This is a genomic window from Alkalilacustris brevis (assembly GCF_003350345.1).
Classification (GTDB): domain Bacteria; phylum Pseudomonadota; class Alphaproteobacteria; order Rhodobacterales; family Rhodobacteraceae; genus Alkalilacustris; species Alkalilacustris brevis.
Genome location: NZ_QNVJ01000047.1, coordinates 1 through 19,086, shown reverse-complemented (window position 1 = coordinate 19,086; position 19,086 = coordinate 1). Strand labels below are relative to the sequence as shown.

17 protein-coding genes and 1 pseudogene are annotated in these 19,086 nt (G+C 67.7%); 7 read left to right on the top strand and 11 right to left on the bottom strand.

Annotation, left to right across the window (positions count from 1 at the left end):
- Positions 1 to 13: 13 nt before the first annotated feature.
- Positions 14 to 817 (bottom strand): S49 family peptidase, encoded by an 804-nt coding sequence (locus DQ229_RS06430; RefSeq protein WP_114965444.1) that lies wholly within the window; start codon positions 815 to 817, stop codon positions 14 to 16.
- A 149-nt stretch (positions 818 to 966) separates the two neighbouring features.
- On the opposite strand from DQ229_RS06430, the gene DQ229_RS06425 reads away from it, so the two are divergent.
- Positions 967 to 1,860 carry a LysR family transcriptional regulator gene (locus tag DQ229_RS06425; protein WP_114965443.1) on the top strand — a complete coding sequence of 298 codons (894 nt, stop codon included), beginning with the start codon at positions 967 to 969 and terminating at the stop codon, positions 1,858 to 1,860.
- A gap of 15 nt (positions 1,861 to 1,875) precedes the next feature.
- On the opposite strand, the gene DQ229_RS06420 is transcribed toward DQ229_RS06425, so the two are convergent.
- From DQ229_RS06420 to pip, 4 genes are all read right to left on the bottom strand, one after another.
- Complete coding sequence (locus DQ229_RS06420) at positions 1,876 to 2,580, bottom strand: acylneuraminate cytidylyltransferase family protein (RefSeq protein WP_202909518.1); 705 nt, start codon at positions 2,578 to 2,580, stop codon at positions 1,876 to 1,878.
- Positions 2,577 to 3,962, bottom strand: coding sequence for a 3-deoxy-D-manno-octulosonic acid transferase (locus tag DQ229_RS06415; RefSeq protein WP_114965441.1), 1,386 nt, complete (start codon positions 3,960 to 3,962; stop codon positions 2,577 to 2,579). The genes DQ229_RS06420 and DQ229_RS06415 overlap by 4 nt, the downstream gene beginning before the upstream one ends.
- Positions 3,959 to 5,227, bottom strand: coding sequence for a 3-deoxy-D-manno-octulosonic acid transferase (locus DQ229_RS06410; protein WP_162300769.1), 1,269 nt, complete (start codon positions 5,225 to 5,227; stop codon positions 3,959 to 3,961). The genes DQ229_RS06415 and DQ229_RS06410 overlap by 4 nt, the downstream gene beginning before the upstream one ends.
- Positions 5,228 to 5,497: 270 nt before the next feature.
- Complete coding sequence (gene pip / locus DQ229_RS06405; protein WP_114965439.1) at positions 5,498 to 6,481, bottom strand: prolyl aminopeptidase; 984 nt, start codon at positions 6,479 to 6,481, stop codon at positions 5,498 to 5,500.
- A gap of 110 nt (positions 6,482 to 6,591) precedes the next feature.
- Between pip and ubiG the strand changes: the two genes are divergently transcribed.
- Positions 6,592 to 7,341 carry a bifunctional 2-polyprenyl-6-hydroxyphenol methylase/3-demethylubiquinol 3-O-methyltransferase UbiG gene (gene ubiG / locus DQ229_RS06400; RefSeq protein ID WP_114965438.1) on the top strand — a complete coding sequence of 250 codons (750 nt, stop codon included), beginning with the start codon at positions 6,592 to 6,594 and terminating at the stop codon, positions 7,339 to 7,341.
- Between the two features lie 201 nt (positions 7,342 to 7,542).
- On the opposite strand, the gene DQ229_RS06395 is transcribed toward ubiG, so the two are convergent.
- Genes DQ229_RS06395 through DQ229_RS06385 form a run of 3 tightly spaced genes read right to left on the bottom strand, consistent with a single transcriptional unit; the run spans position 7,543 to position 9,060 of the window.
- Positions 7,543 to 7,986 (bottom strand): MarR family winged helix-turn-helix transcriptional regulator, encoded by a 444-nt coding sequence (locus DQ229_RS06395; RefSeq protein ID WP_114965437.1) that lies wholly within the window; start codon positions 7,984 to 7,986, stop codon positions 7,543 to 7,545.
- A gap of 48 nt (positions 7,987 to 8,034) precedes the next feature.
- Entirely contained in the window at positions 8,035 to 8,292 is a 258-nt protein-coding gene (gene grxC / locus DQ229_RS06390; protein WP_114965436.1) for a glutaredoxin 3, read from the bottom strand.
- Positions 8,293 to 8,328: 36 nt separating this feature from the next.
- Complete coding sequence (locus tag DQ229_RS06385; protein ID WP_114965435.1) at positions 8,329 to 9,060, bottom strand: ComF family protein; 732 nt, start codon at positions 9,058 to 9,060, stop codon at positions 8,329 to 8,331.
- A gap of 41 nt (positions 9,061 to 9,101) precedes the next feature.
- Here DQ229_RS06385 and DQ229_RS16960 point away from each other — a divergent pair.
- A pseudogene (locus DQ229_RS16960) lies at positions 9,102 to 9,446 on the top strand (methyltransferase domain-containing protein); the annotation flags it as partial.
- A 603-nt stretch (positions 9,447 to 10,049) separates the two neighbouring features.
- A complete protein-coding gene (gene hemH, locus DQ229_RS16475; RefSeq protein ID WP_162300779.1) occupies positions 10,050 to 11,177 on the top strand; it encodes a ferrochelatase in 1,128 nt (375 codons plus the stop codon).
- Positions 11,178 to 11,481: 304 nt separating this feature from the next.
- Here hemH and DQ229_RS06375 read toward each other — a convergent pair whose 3' ends face one another.
- The 3 genes from DQ229_RS06375 to DQ229_RS06365 are packed head-to-tail and all read right to left on the bottom strand — an operon-like array spanning position 11,482 to position 15,243.
- Positions 11,482 to 13,908 carry an ABC transporter permease gene (locus DQ229_RS06375; RefSeq protein WP_114965433.1) on the bottom strand — a complete coding sequence of 809 codons (2,427 nt, stop codon included), beginning with the start codon at positions 13,906 to 13,908 and terminating at the stop codon, positions 11,482 to 11,484.
- Positions 13,905 to 14,585, bottom strand: a complete 681-nt coding sequence (locus DQ229_RS06370) for an ABC transporter ATP-binding protein (RefSeq protein ID WP_162300768.1) — start codon at positions 14,583 to 14,585, stop codon at positions 13,905 to 13,907. Before DQ229_RS06370 ends, DQ229_RS06375 begins: the two co-directional genes overlap by 4 nt.
- Before the next feature lie 49 nt (positions 14,586 to 14,634).
- A complete protein-coding gene (locus DQ229_RS06365) occupies positions 14,635 to 15,243 on the bottom strand; it encodes a CDP-alcohol phosphatidyltransferase family protein (protein WP_114965432.1) in 609 nt (202 codons plus the stop codon).
- Positions 15,244 to 15,399: 156 nt separating this feature from the next.
- Between DQ229_RS06365 and DQ229_RS06360 the strand changes: the two genes are divergently transcribed.
- Genes DQ229_RS06360 through DQ229_RS06350 form a run of 3 tightly spaced genes read left to right on the top strand, consistent with a single transcriptional unit; the run spans position 15,400 to position 18,991 of the window.
- Positions 15,400 to 16,614 carry an ABC transporter substrate-binding protein gene (locus DQ229_RS06360; RefSeq protein WP_114965431.1) on the top strand — a complete coding sequence of 405 codons (1,215 nt, stop codon included), beginning with the start codon at positions 15,400 to 15,402 and terminating at the stop codon, positions 16,612 to 16,614.
- Positions 16,611 to 18,344, top strand: a complete 1,734-nt coding sequence (locus DQ229_RS06355) for an ABC transporter permease (protein WP_238380979.1) — start codon at positions 16,611 to 16,613, stop codon at positions 18,342 to 18,344. The genes DQ229_RS06360 and DQ229_RS06355 overlap by 4 nt, the downstream gene beginning before the upstream one ends.
- Positions 18,341 to 18,991, top strand: coding sequence for an ATP-binding cassette domain-containing protein (locus tag DQ229_RS06350; protein WP_114965429.1), 651 nt, complete (start codon positions 18,341 to 18,343; stop codon positions 18,989 to 18,991). The genes DQ229_RS06355 and DQ229_RS06350 overlap by 4 nt, the downstream gene beginning before the upstream one ends.
- The last annotated feature ends 95 nt before the right edge of the window (positions 18,992 to 19,086 follow it).

The window sequence follows — 19,086 nt, the reverse complement described above, 5'->3', positions numbered from 1 at the left end:
TCAGTATCATGGCCTACAGCCCGTAGCGCGACCAGAGCGCGCGCTCTTCCACGGCATCGATTGCATCATTGACCACCTGCGCGCCCAGCCGCTGGAAGAACGGCCGGCGCAGCCCGTAGGGCACCAGCTTCACCTTGTCGCCGTAGATTTCCTTCATCTTCGGCACCAGATGCGCCAGCCCGTCGGCCAGGCCCAGATCGACAGCCTTCTGCCCGATCCAGATGTCGCCGTTAAACAGGTCATCACCGCCATTCAGACGGGTGCCGCGGCGTTCCTTGACCTGGGCGATGAAACTGTCATGGATCTGTTCCAGCAATTCGTTCAGCCGCTTAACATCCTCGCGCTTTTGCGGGCTGAAAGGATCGAGCAGCGCCTTGGAGCGCCCTGCCGTGTAAAGCCGCCGTTCTATCCCGTAGCGCGAGATAAGCTCCTGAAACCCGAAACCGGCCGAGATCACGCCGATCGAACCCACGATCGAGCTTTGATCGAGCCAGATGTGATCGGCCGCGGAGGCCAGCCAGTAGCCGCCCGAGGCCGCGACATCCTCGACAAAGGCGTGCACGGGCAGCGTTTTTTCACCCGCCAGTCGCCGGATGCGCGCCGCGATCAGCGCCGATTGCACCGGCGATCCGCCCGGCGAGTTGATCAGTAGTGCCACCGCCCGCGGCCGCCTGCGGGAAAAGGCGCGCTCGATCACCGGCTCAAGCGCGGCATCGTTCAGCACACCTCCCACGCGCCCGCCCGAGGCGATGGTGCCACTGAGCCGCACGACCGAAACCACCGGATCGGATTTCACGAAAGGAATGAAGCGTTTCATCCCGCGCCATGTAATCCGTTGCCCCCCTTGCAACAAGGCACGCTGTGCGGGTTTTCTGACGCTGTTGCCGCGCTGCCCGTGGACCGCTCCGGCCTGTCATGCTTTGATGCGCGGCAGGACCGGCAAGGGCAACGGACGGCGGCGGCGGCATGATCGACAAGCTTGAAATGTTCATCGTGCTGGCGAACGAGCGGCATTTCGGACGCGCAGCCCTGGCCATCGGCATCACGCAGCCCAGCCTTTCATCGGGAATCAAGCAGCTTGAAGACCAGCTTGGCGTGCAGCTTGTCCGCCGCGGATCGCGATTTCAGGGGCTGACCCCCGAAGGGCAGCGCGTGCTGGAATGGGCCCGGCGGATCGTTTCTGACGCCCGCACCATGCGCGAGGAAATGCGCGCGGCGCGCACAGGGCTTTCGGGCAACCTGCGCATCGGGGTCATTCCGACCGCTCTGCCAATGGTGGCCGACCTGGTCGATCCCTTCGCCCGCCGGCACCCGAATGTGCGGGTGATAATTCTCTCGCGCAGCTCGGTCGAGATCCTTTCGCAGATCGAGACCCTCGAACTCGACGCCGGGCTGTCCTATCTGGCGAACGAGCCTCTGGGCCGGGTTACGGCCATGCCGCTGTTCAACGAAAGCTACTGCCTGCTGGTCCATGCCGGGGCACCCGTTGCCGGGGCCGAGGCCATCGGCTGGGCCGAGGCCGCCGCACAGCCCCTTTGCCTGCTGACGGGCGACATGCAGAACCGGCGCATCGTCAATGCCCGGATGCAGCGGGTCGGCGAAGCCGCATCACCCAGGATCGAATCGAATTCGCTGGTTGCCCTGGTCGCCCATGTGATGACCGGCCATTGGGCCAGCATCGTGCCGCTCAAGATGGCGCGCATCTTCGCACGCGACCCCAGACTGCGCGCCATCCCCATTTGCCCCGAGACAGATGCGGGCGAACCCGTCGGCCTGATCGCCGCCCACCGCGAGCCGCACACACCGGTGCTGGCCGCGCTGCTCGACATGGCACGGCGGATCAGCGAAATCCCGGGGTAAACCGCTGCCCCCCTATCAGCCCTTTTCCCGGCCTCGGGCGGCAAGCAGCCGGGCGACCTGTTCGAAATCGGCCTGCGTATCGATATCGGCCGATCTTTCGGGTGGCATCTCCACCGCGCCCACGCTTGCCGTGGCCAGGGTGCCGCTTGCGCGGAACCAGTCGGCATCGAAGACATAGACCGCGCCGTTGGGGCGCCAGACTGGCGGCAGTGCCTGCCGGTTCATGAACGGATGTTCGGGCCTGACCAGCGCGCGAAAGCGACCGCCCTCGACAAAGCCCCATTTCAGCACCCCGGAATCCGCCGGGCAGACCGACATGACCAGATCATGCCCCCCCGCCGCGTGCTGATCGATGGCGGCAAGGATATCCTCGGGCAGGCGCAGCGGCGAGGTCGCCTGCAACAACACCACCCGCGCCGGCCCGGCCAGGTGCGCGCGCAGGACATGGGCGATCACCGGGTCCATCGGCACCGCGTCGCCCGCCAGCTCGGCGGGGCGCCGAACCGCGCGCACGCGGGCACCGTGATCGGCAGCCAGCAATTCGGCAATGTCGGTGCTCAGGACCACCTCGTCAGCGCCGGCAGCCAATGCCTGATCGACGGCGTGGCAGTAAAGCGGCTTGCCTGCCAGCAGGCGCGTGTTCTTGCCTGGCAGCCCCTTTGACCCCGCGCGCAGCGGCACCAGCGCCACCAGCCGCATTGCCCCGGTTTGTGCTGTCATCGCGACGGCTCCTTCTGCCCGGCCGGCCCCAGATGCGGGCCGATGGCGGCCATGATACGCGCCGTCGCGCCGGAATGCGCGGCAAAGAACGCCTCGGCCCGGGCGGCATGTTCGGCGACCGCCTCGGGCGCCCCAAGCAGGCGCGCAAGCGTCTCGTCCAGCGCCTGCGGCGTGTCGCAACGCAACACCACGCCCGCCGCAATGGCCTCCTGCCCCGGATATTCGATCGTCCAGACATGCGGGCCGACCAGCACGGGCCGGCGCAGCGCCAGCGGCTCGATCACGTTATGCGCGCCCTTGGGTACAAACCCGCCGCCCACCAGCGCAAGATCGCAAAGGCCAAGATAGAAATACATCTCGCCCATGCTGTCGCCCAGCAGGATGTCTGCCTCGTCCAGTCCCTGCCCCGACAAAAGCGCCAGTTGCGCATCCAGCGCCCGGCTGCGGCGCAGCACGCGCTGGCCCTGTGCCTCAAGCCAGTCGCCGCTATGGGCGAACCGTTCCGGCGCGCGGGGCACATACACAAACAGCGGCGCAGCCCGGCCCTGCGCCCGCGCCGCCGCCTGCGCGGCCCGGATCGCGCCGAGATAGATCTCGTCCTCGCCATCGACCACGCTGGCCAGCGTCACCACCGGGCGCGCACCGATCATGCGGCGCAGCGCGGCGGCGGCGGCAAGCTGCTCAGGCGGGATCGGTTGATCGAAGCGCAACTCGCCACAGGCCTGCACGCCGGGCGCCCCCATCGCGCGAAACCGCGCTGCCTGCCCCTCGGATTTCGCAAGTACCCCGGTCACGCCGGCAACCGGATGGCCAAACCGGCGGGCAAACCGCATGTCGCGGGCAAAGCTGCGCGCGGGATACTGGCTGTTGGCCAGATAGAGCGGCACTTCCGCGCGCGCGGCCTCGGCTATCATCACCGGCCAGACCTCGATTTCCAGTGCGAGGCCCAGCTTTGGCCGCAAGCTGCGAAAGAACCGCCGCCAAGCCCAGCCGAATTCCAGCGGCAGATAACGCGCCTGCACCCGGCCCTGCGCGATCTCGGGGGCAAAGGCGGTTTCACAGGCGCGCCGCCCGGCGGGTGTCAGATGCGTGGTCACGACGCTTTCGCCGTGCTCCAGCAGCGCCCGCACCAGCGGCACGGCCGAGCGCATCTCGCCCAGCGACACCGCATGCACCCAGACCGCACCCTGCGGTCCGGCCCCCGCGCCGAAGCGTTCGCCCATGTGCTGGCGATAGGCCCGGTCGCGCCGCCCGCGCCAGTAAAAATAGGCCAGCACCAACGGCAGCAATGGATACCAGGCCAGACGGTAGAGTCCGGCCAACAGCGCCAGCACGACACCGGGCCGGGGAGCCCGCGGCAGCGACTCCTGCGGCGCGCTCATGCCCGGGCCTCCAGCATCGCCAGCAGCCGCGCGGCCTCGGCCTGCAAGGCCTGCGCACCGCGCCCGGCCACCGCGCGCGCCGGGGCGATCTGCGCGGCCAGCGACGAATCGCGCAGGGCCTCGGCCAGGCTTTCGGCATCGCGCACCTCGCGCGCGGCCCCGGCAGCATGGAGCGCGGCGTAATCCTCGGCGAAATTGGCAACATTCGGCCCATGCAGGATCGCGCAGTCCAGAAGCGCAGGCTCGTTGGGGTTGTGCCCGCCCACCGGCGCGAGCGAGCCGCCGACAAAGGCCGCATCGGCCAGCCGATACCACAGCCCCATCTGCCCCACGCGTCCCACCACATGCGCCGGGCCGGGCGGCCGGGGCAGGCGGCCATCTTCGGACAAAAGCGTCGCCGCAATCCCGGCAGCCTTCAGCGCGTCCAGCACCTCCGGCGCACGCGCGGGAAGGCGCGGGGCCACGATCAGACAGGCCTCGGGATCATGCTGCAAAAGTGCCTTGTGTGCCGCGATCACCACCGCTTCATCGCCGGGGTGGGTCGAGGCCGCCAGCCACAGCCGCCGCCCCGCCAGCGCCGCCACATTGATCGCGCGCGCCTGCGGAAAATCGGCCAGCGGGCGCGCCGCGGTCTTGAGCGCGCCCGTCACCTGCGCCCGAACGCCCAGCGCCGCAAAATGCGCCGCCGTGCCCGCATCCTGCACACCGATGTGGTCGAACTGCCCATAGACCGCCGCAAAGAAGCGCCGCGCGGGCGCCTTGGCACGCAGCGACGCCGCATTCATCCGCCCGTTTATCAGCGCCAGCGGAATGCCGCGTGCGCGGGTTTCTCCGATCAGCACGGGCCAGACATCGCGCTCGGCCCAGACCGAAAGATCGGGGCGCCAGTGATCGAGAAAAGCGCGGGCGAACCGCGGGCAGTCGAGCGGCAGGAACTGATGGCGCGCGCCCTCGGGCATGTTCGCGGCCAGCGCCCTGGCCGAGGTCAGCGATGTCGAGGTGATCAGCACTTCCAATTCGGGCCGCCGGGCACGCAGGGCCTCCGCCAGCGCGGGCAGCGCGAGCACTTCGCCCACCCCCACCGCATGCATCCAGACCAGCGGCCCTTCGGGCCGGGGCAGCGATGGCCGGCCCAGTTTTTCACCCATGCGCTCGGGGTCTTCCTTGCCGCGCGCAAGGCGGCGGCGCAGCACCCAGGGCGCGACAGGGGCAAGCGCGCGCATCGCCAGCCGATACCCTACCAGAAGGGCGCCGCCAGCAGGCACCCCCGGTCGCGGCTGTCTGGCAGAATCTGGCGCAGGCGTTCGGGGCGGCTGATGGGGCAAGGCGCAGGCGTTCCCGTGGCAAGGCAGGCATCTAAAGCGTTACGGCTATTCGTTGAATCGCCGTAACGCTTCAACCTTCTGTTTTGTCGCAATTTCGAACAGAAAAAGTCTATCAACTTTTTCCGAAATTGCTTCAGGCGGCTGGGGCGCGACTATAGGCGTGCTCCCCTACCGGGCACAAGATGGCCAGCCCGCGTTGCCGACATCCGATTAAAGCCCCAGCATCCGCGCCCGCCCGCGCAGGTCGTCGGTGATGCGCCGCAACTCGGCGGTGATACCCGCCTCCGACAGCGCATGTCCCGCCAGCGGGATCATTGCAAGCTCGCCCGCCTCCCAGCTTTCGGTCAGCCGATAGGCCGCAACCGGCGGGCAGATCATGTCGAACCGGCCCTGCACGACCCTGCCCGGAACCTCGGCCAGCCGGCAGATATTCGCCATGATCTGCCCGTCATGGTCGAGAAACCCGCGGTTCGTGAAATAATGGTTCTCCAACCGTGCAAAGGCACGGGCGTACTCACCCGGGCTTTCGCCGCCGCGAAATTCGATCGAGGCCAGCGCGTTCTCCCATCCGGCCCAGAGGCGGGCGTGGCGGACCTCTTCCCCGGTGTCACCCGAGAACAGCCGCCGGTGATAGGCGGCGATCATGTCGTCGCGCTCGTTTTCGGGGATCGGCGCGACAAAGCGCTCCCACAGATCGGGAAAGAACCGGCCCGCGCCGCCGCCATAGAACCAGTCAAGCTCGGCCTGTGTCATCAGGAACACGCCGCGCAACACCAGAAAGGCAGCGCGCTCGGGATGGGTCTGCGCATAAATCAGTGCCAGCGTCGCACCCCAGCTGCCGCCGAATACGATCCAGCGCGAGATGCCCAGCGTCTCGCGGATCAGTTCGATATCCGCGACCAGATGCCAGGTGGTGTTGGCCTCCACGCTGGCATGCGGGCGCGAGCGGCCGCAACCGCGCTGGTCGAACAATATCACGCGATAATGGCGCGGATCGAAATAGCGGCGCATCGCCGGGCTGCACCCGCCGCCGGGGCCGCCATGCAGCACGACCACGGGCATTCCCTGCGGGTTTCCGCATTGTTCGACATAGATCGTGTGGCCGTCGCCCACATCCAGCATCCGCTGATCGAATGGCTCGATCGGCGGATAGAGATGCGAGATTATGCTCTTTTGGCCTGCGGTCCTGTCCATAATCGTTCTATATATGGCGCGAAGCACCTCCACCACCGGAGGCACGCAAGAATTTCGGCACCTCGCGCCAGCGCGAGGTCCGGCGCACAGGATGATACCAAGGAGAGGCCATGACAAGCAGTCAAAGGACAGACCCGTCAGAGATTGCAAAGTTCGAAGCGATGGCCGCCGAATGGTGGGATCCGCACGGCAAGTTCAAGCCGCTGCACATGCTCAATCCCTGCCGGCTGGATTACATCACCGCCCAGATCGCCGAAGAGTTCGACCGCGACCTGAACACCCCCGCGCCCTTCGCGGGACTGCGCATCCTCGATATCGGCTGCGGCGGCGGGCTGCTCGCGGAGCCGATGGCGCGGCTGGGGGCCGATGTCGTGGGCGCCGATCCGGCCGAACGCAACATTCCCGTCGCGCGCATCCACGCCGCGCAACAAGGGCTCGAAATCGACTATCGCGTCACCACCGCCGAGGCGCTGGCCGAAGCGGGCGAACAGTTCGATGTCGTGCTCAACATGGAAGTGGTCGAGCATGTGCCCGACCCGCAAGGCTATCTGGACGCCTGCCGCGCGCTTTTGAAACCCGGCGGGCTGATGATCTGCTCGACCATAAACCGCAATGCGAAAAGTTTCGTCATGGCGATTGTCGGCGCGGAATATGTCATGCGCTGGCTGCCCAAGGGCACACATGAATGGCAAAAGTTCATCACCCCCGACGAGCTTTACGAGCTGCTGCGCAATGCCGGGCTTGAGCCGGTGGACCGCAAGGGGTTTGTTTTCAATCCGGTGTCGTGGAGATGGTCGCTCTCGACGCGCGATCTGTCGGTGAACTATGTCACCGCCAGCATCCGGCCCACCGAGGGCTGAGAGATTCGAGGATCAGGCCGCGACGGGAGCAAGAAGCCTCGCCATCGGCAGGCCGCGGGCTGGTGTTCCGGACGGCGAAGCAGCAGCGGTTTATCCCTGCAAGCCCGAATGACCCTGGAGCGATGCGCCTGCATCAACAAATCGCCAGGCCGCAGGGGCGGCCCGAACAGTGGTGCCAAATGGGCCACCCCGCGCCATGGCTCAGACCTCGCCTTCGAAACGGATGCGGATTTCGCGCAGCACCGGCAGGGTGGCGCGCACGCGGGCGCCGCCCAGCGCCTCGACCACTTCGTTGATCAGCGGGGTGATCGCCGCCAGCGCCACCTCGCGCGCGCGCCGGCCCGAGGGGCTGATCGAAACGAACTTGCGGCGCGCGTCGTCCCAATCGGGGCGGATATGGATGTGCCCGGCCCATTCCAGCTTGCCAAGCGTGTTGCTCATCGCACCACGGGTGACGTGAAAGGCCTTGGCAAGCTGCGCGGGCGTGCGTTCATCGTTGACCCGCGCGAGATGGTTGAGCACCCCGAAATGCGAAAGTTCCATCCCCTTGGGCAGCACTTTCGACAGCCGGTTGCGCGCCAGCTGATCGGCCATGAACAATTCGTTGAACAACGCGACGGCCAGGTCATCGGTGCGACTGTTCATCGACCTCCCTCCCGATCCAGAGGCCTCCCGGACAGCCACGCGGCCCCTCTATCCGGCAAGCAGCGCATCCAGCTTGCCCGCGCGCTCAAGGCCGTAAAGCTCGTCACAGCCGCCCACATGGGTATCTCCAACAAAGATCTGAGGAACCGTGCGCGCGCCCTTGGCCCGATTGATCATCTCGGCTTTCAGCGACGGGTCGGTCAGCACATCATGTTCGGTAAAGCTCACACCTTTCTGGGTGAGCAGCCGTTTCGCCGCATGGCAATAGCCGCACAGCGGCGAAGTATAGATTTCAACGGGTTGCATTCGCGCGTCCTTCACTTTCGGCGCGACTATACGGATTTAGGGCCGCTTCGCAACGCGTGCGAGAACAAGCACCGAAACCGCGCTGGCCCCGGCGCCCAGGCAAACATCGGCAGCAGCGCCCAGCGTGGCACCCGAGGTCATCACATCATCGACCAGAAGGATGTGGCGCCCACGGGCGCGGCCGGCACGTTTGGGGTGCGGCGCAAAGGCCGCTTCGACATTGGCAAAACGCGCCTGCCGGTCGCGCCCTTCCTGACTGGCCGTGCGCTGGTGCCGGATCAGCAGGTCGGGGCAATGCGGCAGCCCGGTCTCGCGCGCCAGTGCTGCGCCCAGCACAGCCGCCTGATTGTAGCGCCGCGCGAGCAGACGCGTCCAGTGCAGCGGCACCGGCGCAATCAGCATGTCAGGCCGCAGGATCGGCGCCGCCGCCCGTCTGAGCCACCCGCCCGCCGCGCGCGCCAGGTCGAGCCGGTCGCCATGCTTGAACGCCAGCACCATGCGGCGTGCGTTGCCCTCGTACAACATCGCGGCGCGCCCTGAGGCCCAGGGCCGCGCAAGGGCGAGGCAGTCATCGCAATGCACCGCCGCGTCTGCGCCTTCATCCCCTTGCGGAAGCGGCACACCGCAGGCGTCACACACACGGCCACCTGCGATGAACGGCGTGTCGCGCCAGCAGGCGCCGCAAAGCGCGTGGTCGCTTTCCACCCTTTCCCCGCAACTGATACATTGCGGCGGGTAAATCAGGCGCAGGGCGCTTTGCAATCGCATCCAGACCCCCTAAGTCATGCCCATCGCAGACAGGAGCCCCCATGCCCCTTACCCGCCAGGCGCCCGAGCTGACCGACCGCGCCGCGCTTTCGCGCCAGCGCAACCGCGCGGCCCGCAACCCGGCGCTGTTTCTGCACGAGGCCGCGGCCGCAGAGCTTCAGGAGAGACTCGCCGAGGTTAACAGAACCTTTACGGCACCCGCACTTATCGCACCGTTTGCCGAACCGTGGCGGAGCGCCCTGCCGGATGCCGTGGTCGTTCAGGATGATGAAACGCTTGCGCTGACGCCGGGCGGGCATGATCTGGTGGTCCATGCACTCTGCCTGCATTGGGCCTCGGATCCGGTGGGCCAGTTGATCCAGTGCCGCCGCGCGCTGCGCCCCGACGGGCTTTTCCTGGCGGTGCTGTTCGGCGGGCAGACCCTGGCCGAGTTGCGTGCCTGCCTGGCCGAGGCCGAAGTCGCCCAGCGCGGCGGCCTGTCGCCCCGCGTGCTGCCGATGGCCGAGATTCGCGATCTGGGCGCACTGATGCAACGGGCGGGGTTTGCGCTGCCGGTGGCCGATGCGGTGCCCTTCAACATCAGTTACCGTGACCTGAGCGCGCTGATGCACGACCTGCGAGCCATGGGCGAAACCAACGCCATGACCGCGCGCCCGCGCCAATTCGCTCCGCGCGCCCTGTTTGACACCGCCGCCGAACATTACGCCGCGCGCTATCCCGCCGAAGACGGCCGGATCAAAGCCAGTTTTGAAATGGTCTGGCTGACCGGCTGGGCCCCCGCCGAGAACCAGCCCCGCCCCCTGCGCCCCGGCTCCGCCAAGGCGCGGCTCGCCGATGCACTGGGAACGCAGGAGACGCCGCTTCCGGACGCCCTGCCGATCCCGACAGTCGATGGCACCGGTGCAGCGATTGACCTGCGGGCAAAAGCGGTTAAGTCCGTTCGCAACGGATCGCACAGCAGTTTTCCAGAGCAACAGGATCAAGCCGACATGCCGGATGGAAAAAACGACGCAGCCCAAACCCACGCAACCGCCACTGCCAGCGCCGCGTGCCCAGCGCATCACGTGCGCCCGGGCGAAGGGCGGCTGGCCCACGCACCAGCCGATCACCCGAGCGTGCCGAAGGCGCGCACCGGCGTGTTGCTGGCCAACCTGGGCACGCCGGACAATCACGACTACTGGTCCATGCGGCGCTATCTGAACGAGTTCCTTTCTGACAAGCGCGTGATCGACTACCCGGCCTGGAAATGGCAGCCGCTTCTGCAACTTGTCATTCTGACCAAGCGGCCCTTCACCTCGGGCGCGGCCTATCGTTCGATCTGGAACAACGAGGCCAATGAAAGCCCGCTGATGACGATCACCAAGCAGCAGACCGCCGCCATCCGCGAGCGGATGCAGACGCGCTATGGCGATCAGGTGATGGTCGATTTCTGCATGCGCTACGGCAACCCCTCGACGCCCTCCAAGGTGCGCGCGATGGTTGAGGCGGGCTGCGAACGCATCCTGTTCTTCCCGCTCTATCCGCAATCGGCGGGTGCGACCACCGCCACTGCGAACGACAAGTTCTTCAGCGCGCTGGCGCAGGAAAAATGGCAGCCCGCCGCGCGCACTGTGCCGGCCTATTTCGACCAGCCGCTTTATATCGAGGCGCTGGCGCAATCGGTGCAGCGCGCCTGGGACGCGATGGAGGAAAAGCCCGACCTGCTGGTGGCCTCCTACCACGGGATGCCCAAGCGCTATCTGCTTGAAGGCGACCCCTATCACTGCCAGTGCCAGAAGACGACGCGCCTGCTGCGCGAACGCCTCGGCTGGCCCGAAGACCGCATCATCACCACTTTTCAGTCGGTCTTCGGCACCGAGGAATGGCTGCGCCCCTACACTGTCGAGCATGTCGCCGAACTGGCCAAGGCGGGCAAGAAGCGCATTGCAGTGATCGCCCCGGCCTTTTCCGCCGATTGCATCGAGACGCTGGAAGAGATCAACGAAGAGATCAAGGAAAGCTTCGAGCATGCCGGCGGCGAAAGCTTCACCTATATTCCCTGCCTCAATGATGAACCTGCGCATATCGACGCGCTGTCGGCGGTGATCGAAGACAATCTCAAGGGCTGGCTGGACTGATCCGCGCTTGGGCCGGAGGCGCGGCTGCGCCAGATGCGCCCAGGGCGTGCCCGCGTTTGTTCGGTTTCGTCCAGTTCCCAACCGCAGGGCATGCGACCGCCCGAGGGGGGGCGCGAATGCGCCCGCCTGTGGGGCGGGCGGGCGCATGCCCGGGCCGCAAGCGGCCCGGGCGGGGTGAAACCAATCAAACGCGGGCACGCCCTGGTTTAGGCCCGCCTCCGGCAGATTGGTTTGGGCGTGCCTCTGCCGGCGCGGGGGAGGGTCCGGGCCGCGGCCCTCATCTCGTAGCCCACACTTCTCCCACTCACCGCTCGCTGGCAAATACGCGCAGAAGATCGCCCGGCGCCATGCGCGCCAGCCGCCGCACTGGCCAGGCCGCGGCCAGCCCCGCCGCCAGCAGCGCCATCAGCCCCAGCCGTAGCCAGTCGGCGGGGAACAGATGCATCGGCAGCCGCCAGCCAAACGCATCGACATTGATCACCGCCAGCAGCACCCAGGCCAGCCCCAGCCCCACCGGCAGCGCGGCTATCGCCGTCAGCGCCGCCAGCATCAGCATTCGCGCCAACTCTAGCTGCGCCAGCCGCGCCCGCGTCAGCCCCATCGCCCAGACCGGCGCCAGCTGCGGTAGCCGCATCCCCGACAGAGTGACCAGGCTTGCCAGCAGGGCCACCGTCGCCACGCCCAGGGTCAGCAGATTGAGCGCGCCGGTCACGGCAAATGTCCGCTCGAATATCCGCAGCGAGGCGGCCTTGGCCTCGGCCTGATCGGTGACATTCTGATCCGGCAGGCTGAATGTGTCTTGCAGATCGCGGGCCAGATCGGCGGCGCGCTCGGGTGCTACGCGCACGGCATGTTCGCGCCGGGGCACCTCGGGGTAGAGCGCCAGGAAATCATCTATCCCCAGCATCACCTGCCCCGTGGGGTTGCCATAATCTGAATAGACGCCCGCCACCTGGCCCCGCCATCCGCCGGGCAGTTCGACCGCATCGCCGGGGCGCAGCCCGGCCCGGCGCGATAGCTGCTCGTTGATCATCACGGCCTCGCCCGCGGCGACGGCATCCCAGGCCTCGGGCAGGGTCTGAAGCAACGGCCAGTGGTCGCGATAGGTGGCATGATCGGCCACACCGTAAAGCGTGGTGGGCTCGCCCGCGACATCGGTGTCGAAACGCCAGACCGGCAGCACCGCGTCAGCGCGCGGGGCCAGCCAGGCGCGCAGGTCTTCGGCTTCGGCCTCGCTGCGGGCGGTGACGTAAAGTTCAGCCGCGAGCCGCTGGTCGAGCCAGCCGGTGAAGGTCAGCCGGAAGCTGGAAACCATGGTGCTCACCCCGATATTGGCCGCCAGCGCCAGCATCAGCGCCATCAGCGCCAGCGACAGCCCCGGCAGTTGCTGGCGGGTATCGGCCAGGAACCATTCACCCATGACTCCGCGCACCCGGCGCGCGGCAAGCGCCAGCGCCCCGCTCAGCACCACCGGCAGCGCCAGCGCCGCTGCCAGCAGGAACGCCGCCAGCATAGCAAAACCCGCCACCAGCCCGCCGCCCCAGACGCCCAGCATCACGGCCAGCGCCAGAAGCGCCAGCGCCACGGCCCCCTGCGCCATCAACGCGCGTTCGGACGCGCGTGCCCAGGCGCGCGGCTGCGCAGGGGCCAGCAATGGCAGCCGGTAGATGCGCCAGAGCCCCCGCGCCCCCGCCGCCAGCGTGCCCAGAAGCGCGATCGCCATGCCCGAAAGCCACCACTCGGGCCGCAGAGCCAGTGTGCCGGGCAGCGTCGCGCCGTAAAGCCCGCTCAGGGTTGCGGCCACATCGGGCATCAGCGCCGCCGCGATCACATAGCCCAGCGCCACGCCCACGACACCGGCCACCAGCGCCAGCACCAGCAACTCGGCCATCAGTAGCGCGATCAGCGCCCCCGCCGTCAGCCCCAATGCACGCAAGGTGCGAAACATGCTGCGCCGCTGCTCGAAAGCTAGCCCGATCGCCGCATGCACGATGAACAGCCCCACTGCAAAGGCCAGCAGGCCAAAGGCCGTGAGGTTGAGGTGAAAGCTGTCGGTCAGCCGCGCGAGTTCGGCGCCGCCCTCGGGCGCGGCCTCGCGCAGCCTCGGCGCGGCCTCATCCAGCGGGGCGCGCCCCTCGGGCTGTTCGGGCGCGAGCAGGAAATACGAGATCTCTCCCGGCGCGCCCAGCAATTGCCGCGCGATGCGGATATCGGCCACCAGAACGCCCGGCGCCAAAGCGGGTGCTTCGCGCAACTCCAGCCCCAGCGGCACCTCCAGATCAGGCGGAACCTGCCCCAGCGTGTCGGGCGCGCCGAACAGCACTTCGGGCGGGGCCATCGCCATGAGCATGGCCGCCCCGCCGGTTGGAAATTCGCCAAAGCCGGCCTCGGGCGGCAGGCTTGGCGGGTCGACCCCGATCAGCCTGAAACGCTGGTCGCCCAGCCGCAGATGCCCCTCGAGAATGGGGCTGACCGCCCAACCGGCGGCGCGCAGTTCAGCGAATACCTGCTGCGAAATGCGCCCGCCCGTCGGATCGACCAGCCGGGTCAGATCGCCCTGCCCCAGCATCTGGGCCGCGCGCGCATAGCTTGCGCGCGCCTCGGCGTTGATCGCCTGCACCCCCGACCAAAGCGCCGTGGCCAGCGCCAGCCCCAGCAACAGCATCGCCAGTTGCAGCGGTGTGCGCCGCCACCACGACAGCAGCGCAACCAGGGCCACCCCCGGCTTCATGCCGCGAGCCGCCCGGAACCGAGATGCACCCGCCGCGCACAGCGAGCGGCAAGGCGCGGCGAATGAGTGACAAGAACCAGCCCCGCCCCCGCCTGCGCCACTCCGTCAAGCAGCAGGTCAAGGACTGCATCACCCGTCGCCTCGTCAAGGTTGCCGGTGGGTTCATCGGCCAGCACCAGCACGGGCCGGACGGCCAGCGCGCGGCCGATGGCAACGCGCTGTTGCTGCCCGCCCGAAAGCTGCTCGGGGTAGCGCGTCATCAGGCCGGACAGCCCCAACCGCGCGGCCAGGTCGTCCACCAGCGCCGGATCGTGTCGGCCCGCCAACCGCGCCTGAAACGCCAGATTGCCCGCCACGGTAAGCGATCCGATCAGATTGAACTGCTGAAACACCAGCCCGACCACCTCGCGCCGCAGCCGCGCGCGGGCCGCGTCACCAGCACCGGCCATATCCTGCCCAGCCACGCGGATCTGGCCAGAATCGGGTGCGTCCAGCCCGGCGATCAGGTGCAGGAGCGTGCTCTTGCCGCTGCCCGACTCGCCCGTCAATGCAAGGCTTTCCCCATGATCGAGTTCAAACGACACGCCGCGCAGCACGCTTAGCGGGCCTTCGCTTGTTGCGAAGCTCTTGCGCAGATCTTTTACCTCAAGCAGCATCGCGGCCCGCCCCTGTCGCATTGCCGGTGACTTATGCCATCCGGCCCGGTTGAAAAGCCAGCGTTGCGCGTCAGCCGCGAAAAACCTTGCGCGCCAGCAGCACCCGCGCCGTAGCCGTCACCAGGCAAAGCGCGCCAAACACCCAGGCCATCGGCACGAAATGCTGCGGCAGCAGGCACAGCAGCACGAAGAACAGGATCGTCTCGCTGCCCTCAAGCATCCCGCCGGTGAAATAGAGCGCCTTGCTGCCATGGCTCTGCGTCGTCAGCCCGCGCTTTTCGGCCAGCACCGCAAAGCCCAGGAAGGTCGCGCCATTGTAGTAGAAGCTGGCCAGCAGGAACGCCCCCGCCGCACCATTCGCTGCCGGATCATGCAGCACAAAGGCCAACGGAATCGCGCCGTAGAACAGGAAATCCGAAGTGATATCGAGATACCCGCCGAAATCGCTGCCACCGCGCGCCCGTGCCACTGCCCCATCCAACCCGTCGGCCAGCCGCGAGACAAGGATCAGGGCAAGCCCCGTCCAGAACGCCCCCAGCGCGATCGCCACCGCCGCGGCCAGGCCCAGCGCAAGCCCCGCCAGGGTCACGACATTCGCGCCGACGCCTAGCCGGGCAATTCCCCCCCCCATACGGTCAAGTGACGGATCGATCAGCGGACGCAGGTGACGGTCGAGCATGGCATCGCCTTTTAAGAAGTCTGGCCGATGTGCCGTGGCTCGCCGCAGCATGCAAGCCTGTTGCGCTCGGGTTCAATTTTTCGTTGATGGCCGCAACATCCGCATCATTTCTGTCGTAGGACATGAAGCAACATACCCAATCCCACAGGATAGCAGATGCGCATACCTCTACTCGCCGCAGGCGCCTTGCTTGCAAGTCTTGCCCATACTGCCGGGGCAGAGCCGCCCGACCCTGCCGATTGGCCCGCCGTTCTGGCCGAGGCTGAGGGGCAGACCGTCTACTGGCACGCCTGGGGCGGCGACCCACGGATCAACGATTTCATCGGCTGGGTGGGGCGAGAGCTCGACGCCCGCCACGGTGTCCGGCTGGTGCATGTCAAACTTGCGGATACCGCCGATGCGGTCACCCGCGTGATCGCCGAGGCCAGCGCAGGCCGTGACGAGGGCGGCGCTGTCGATGCGATCTGGATCAATGGCACCAATTTCCTTTCGATGAAGGAACAGGGGCTGCTCTATGGCCCCTTCGCGCAGGATCTGCCCAACTGGGTGTTCGTGGACACCCAAGCCAACCCGACGGTCGAGATCGACTACACCACCCCCGTCGAGGGGCTGGGCGCGCCCTGGGCGATGTTTCGCAAGGTGTTCGAATACGACAGCGCCCGCGTGCCCGAGCCGCCGCGAAACGCCGCCGCGCTGGCCGAGTGGGTCAGGGCCAGCCCCGGCCGTTTCACCTATCCTCAGCCCCCAGATTTTGCCGGCATGGGGTTTCTCAAGCAGCTGCTGATCGAACTGACCGACGCGCCGGAGGCCCTGCAACGCCCGGTCGATGAAGCCGATTACGACGCCGTCACCGCGCCGCTTTGGGGGTGGCTCGATCAGGTCACGCCGCATCTGTGGCGCGCCGGACGGGCCTATCCGCAAAACGAGCCGGGCCTGGGGCAGCTGCTGGCCGATGGCGAGGTGGATATCGGATTTTCCTACAACCCGGGGCGAGTGTCGGCGGCGATCGCGGGGGCCGAACTGCCCGACACCGCGCGCACCTTCGTCTTCGAGAACGGCACGCTGGGCAATTCCAGCTTCCTCTCGATCCCCTACAACGCGGCCAACAAGGCCGGTGCGCTGGTGCTGGCGAACCTGATCCTCGAGCCGGCCGTGCAGGCGCGCGCGCAAAACCCCGATGTGCTGGGCTTTCAGACCGTGCTGGGAATGGACCTGTTGGCGCCCGAAGACCGCGCGCGTTTCGCCGCGCTCGATCTCGGCATCGCCACGCTGCCGCCTGACGAGATGGGCCCCGCCCTGCTTGAACCCCACCCAAGCTGGGAAACGCGGCTGGCCGCCGACTGGCGGCAACGCTTCGGCCTGGCCGAGTGAGCCCGGCGCCGGAATTGCGCGCTGCCACGCATTCCCCTGTCGGGCCGGTGGCGTTTGCGCCGGGTGTGACAGTGCTGCTGCTGGCGGCGCCGGTTCTGGCCGGGCTGGCCGGCGTGGTGCTGCCGGCCTTTGGTTGGCAGCCGGTGTTGGGCGGTCGGGCGCTTACACTTGATCCGTGGCGCACGCTGGCAGACTGGCCGGGACTGCCCCGCGCGATCTGGCTGAGCCTGAGCACCGGCTTTGCCGCAACGGCTGTTTCGCTGGCCATCACTCTGCTGCTGACCGCCGCCTGGCATGGCACCCGCACCTTCGACGCGCTGATGCGCCTTTTGTCGCCGCTCTTGTCGGTGCCGCACGCTGCGGCCGCTTTCGGCCTGGCCTTTCTCATCGCGCCGTCAGGATGGATCGCGCGGATCATCTCGCCTTGGGCCACCGGCTGGGAGCGCCCGCCCGATCTGCTGCTGGTGAATGATCCCGCAGGCGTGGCGCTCACACTGGGGCTGATCGCCAAGGAAGTGCCGTTCCTGCTGTTGATGACCCTGGCCGCGCTGGCCCAGATCGACAGCCAGCGCAGCCTGCGGGTGGCGCGCAGCATGGGCTATGGCCGCGTTGCCGGCTGGGCCAAGACGGTGCTGCCTGCGGTCTATCGCCAGATCCGGCTGCCGGTCTATGCGGTGCTGGCCTATTCCATGTCGGTGGTGGACATGGCGCTGATCCTCGGCCCGACACGGCCACCCACGCTGGCGGTGCAGGTTCTGGAGTGGATAACCAGCCCGGACCTTGCAAACCGCTTCAATGCCGCCGCCGGCGCGCTGCTGCAGGCGCTTCTTGTGGCAGGGGCACTGGTGTTCTGGTGGCTGGGCGAGCGCGTCGCCGCCAGACTGGGCCGGCGCTGGGCCGAAGGCGGCGCGCGCCATCTGCGTGCCGACACGGTGCTGCGTCCGCTTGCGCTGTTCGCAGCCGGAACGACCGCACTGGCCGTGCTGGCGGGGCTGGCTGCGCTGGCGCTCTGGTCGGTGGCCGGGCTGTGGCAGTTTCCCGATCCGCTGCCCCGGAACGTGAACCTGCGGACATGGGCCGGGCAGGTGCCCGCACTCGGGCGCGCCACGGGCGAAACCCTGCTGATCGGCCTTGTCACCACGTTGCTTGCCATCACGCTGGTAATCGCCTGCCTCGAAGCCGACCACCGCCGGGGCCGCCTGAGGCGCGGCGCGAGTTGGCTGCTGCCAATGATCTATCTGCCTCTGCTCGTGCCGCAGATCGCCTTTCTGCCGGGGCTGCAGACCTTCGCGCTAATGGCCGGGATGGACAGCGGGCGCGTGGTGGTGATCGCCGCGCATCTGGTGTTTGTGCTGCCCTATGTCTTCCTGTCGCTTTCCGACCCGTGGCGCGCCTGGGACCGGCGCCACGCCGTTGCCGCCGCAACATTGGGCGCGCGGCCTTCGCGCGTTCTGTGGGCGGTGCGGCTGCCAATGCTGCTGCGCGCGGCGCTGGTGGCGGCGGCCGTGGGGTTTGCCGTATCGGTCGCCCAGTATCTGCCAACGCTGGTGTTGGGCGGCGGGCGGATCGAGACCCTGACAACCGAGGCCGTCGCGCTGGCATCGGGCGCCAACCGCCGGGTGATCGGCGTTTTCGCAGTGGCGCAGATGCTCCTGCCCATGCTGGGCTTTCTGCTGGCGCTGGGTCTGCCCGCGCTTGTGTTTCGCAATCGCAAGGGGGTCTGGGCATGAGCGAGGGCCTGCACCTCGAGAATCTCGAAATCACACAGGACGGCAGGGCGCTGGTGCGGCTGGACGCCCATGTCGCACCGGGCGAGGTGCTCACGATCATGGGCCCTTCGGGCAGCGGCAAGTCCACGCTTCTGTCGGCATTGGTCGGCGATCTTGCCCCGGCCTTTCGCATGTCGGGGCGCATCTGGCTGAACGGGCGCGACATTACCGCGTTGCCCACTGCCGAAAGGCGGGTGGGACTGCTGTTTCAGGATGACATCCTGTTTCCGCATCTTTCGGTTGCCGGGAACCTGGGCTTTGCCTTACCCGCCGCGATCCCGCAGGCCGAGCGGGCCGCGCGCATCGCCGGGGCCTTGGCCGAGGCCGGGCTTGAAGGGTTTGAGGCGCGCGATCCCGCCACGCTGTCAGGTGGGCAGCGCACGCGCGTGGCGCTGATGCGCACCCTTCTGGCCCGGCCACGCGCCCTGCTGCTTGATGAGCCCTTCTCGCGTCTCGATGCCGAACGTCGCGCACGGCTACGCAGCTTCGTTCTGCACTGCGCAGAGGCACATGGGCTGCCGGTGGTGCTTGTCACCCATGACCCCGAAGACGCCCGCGCGGCAGGCGGGCGGGTCCGCGACCCGCTGGGGAACGATCTGCAGGTGTGAAAGTCTGGCCACCGCCCGCGCCGTTATCCATCTGAGAACATTGTGTTTCCGAAACCCTGCGCGTGGCGCATTTGCGCCGGGCCGAGGGGGGGGGG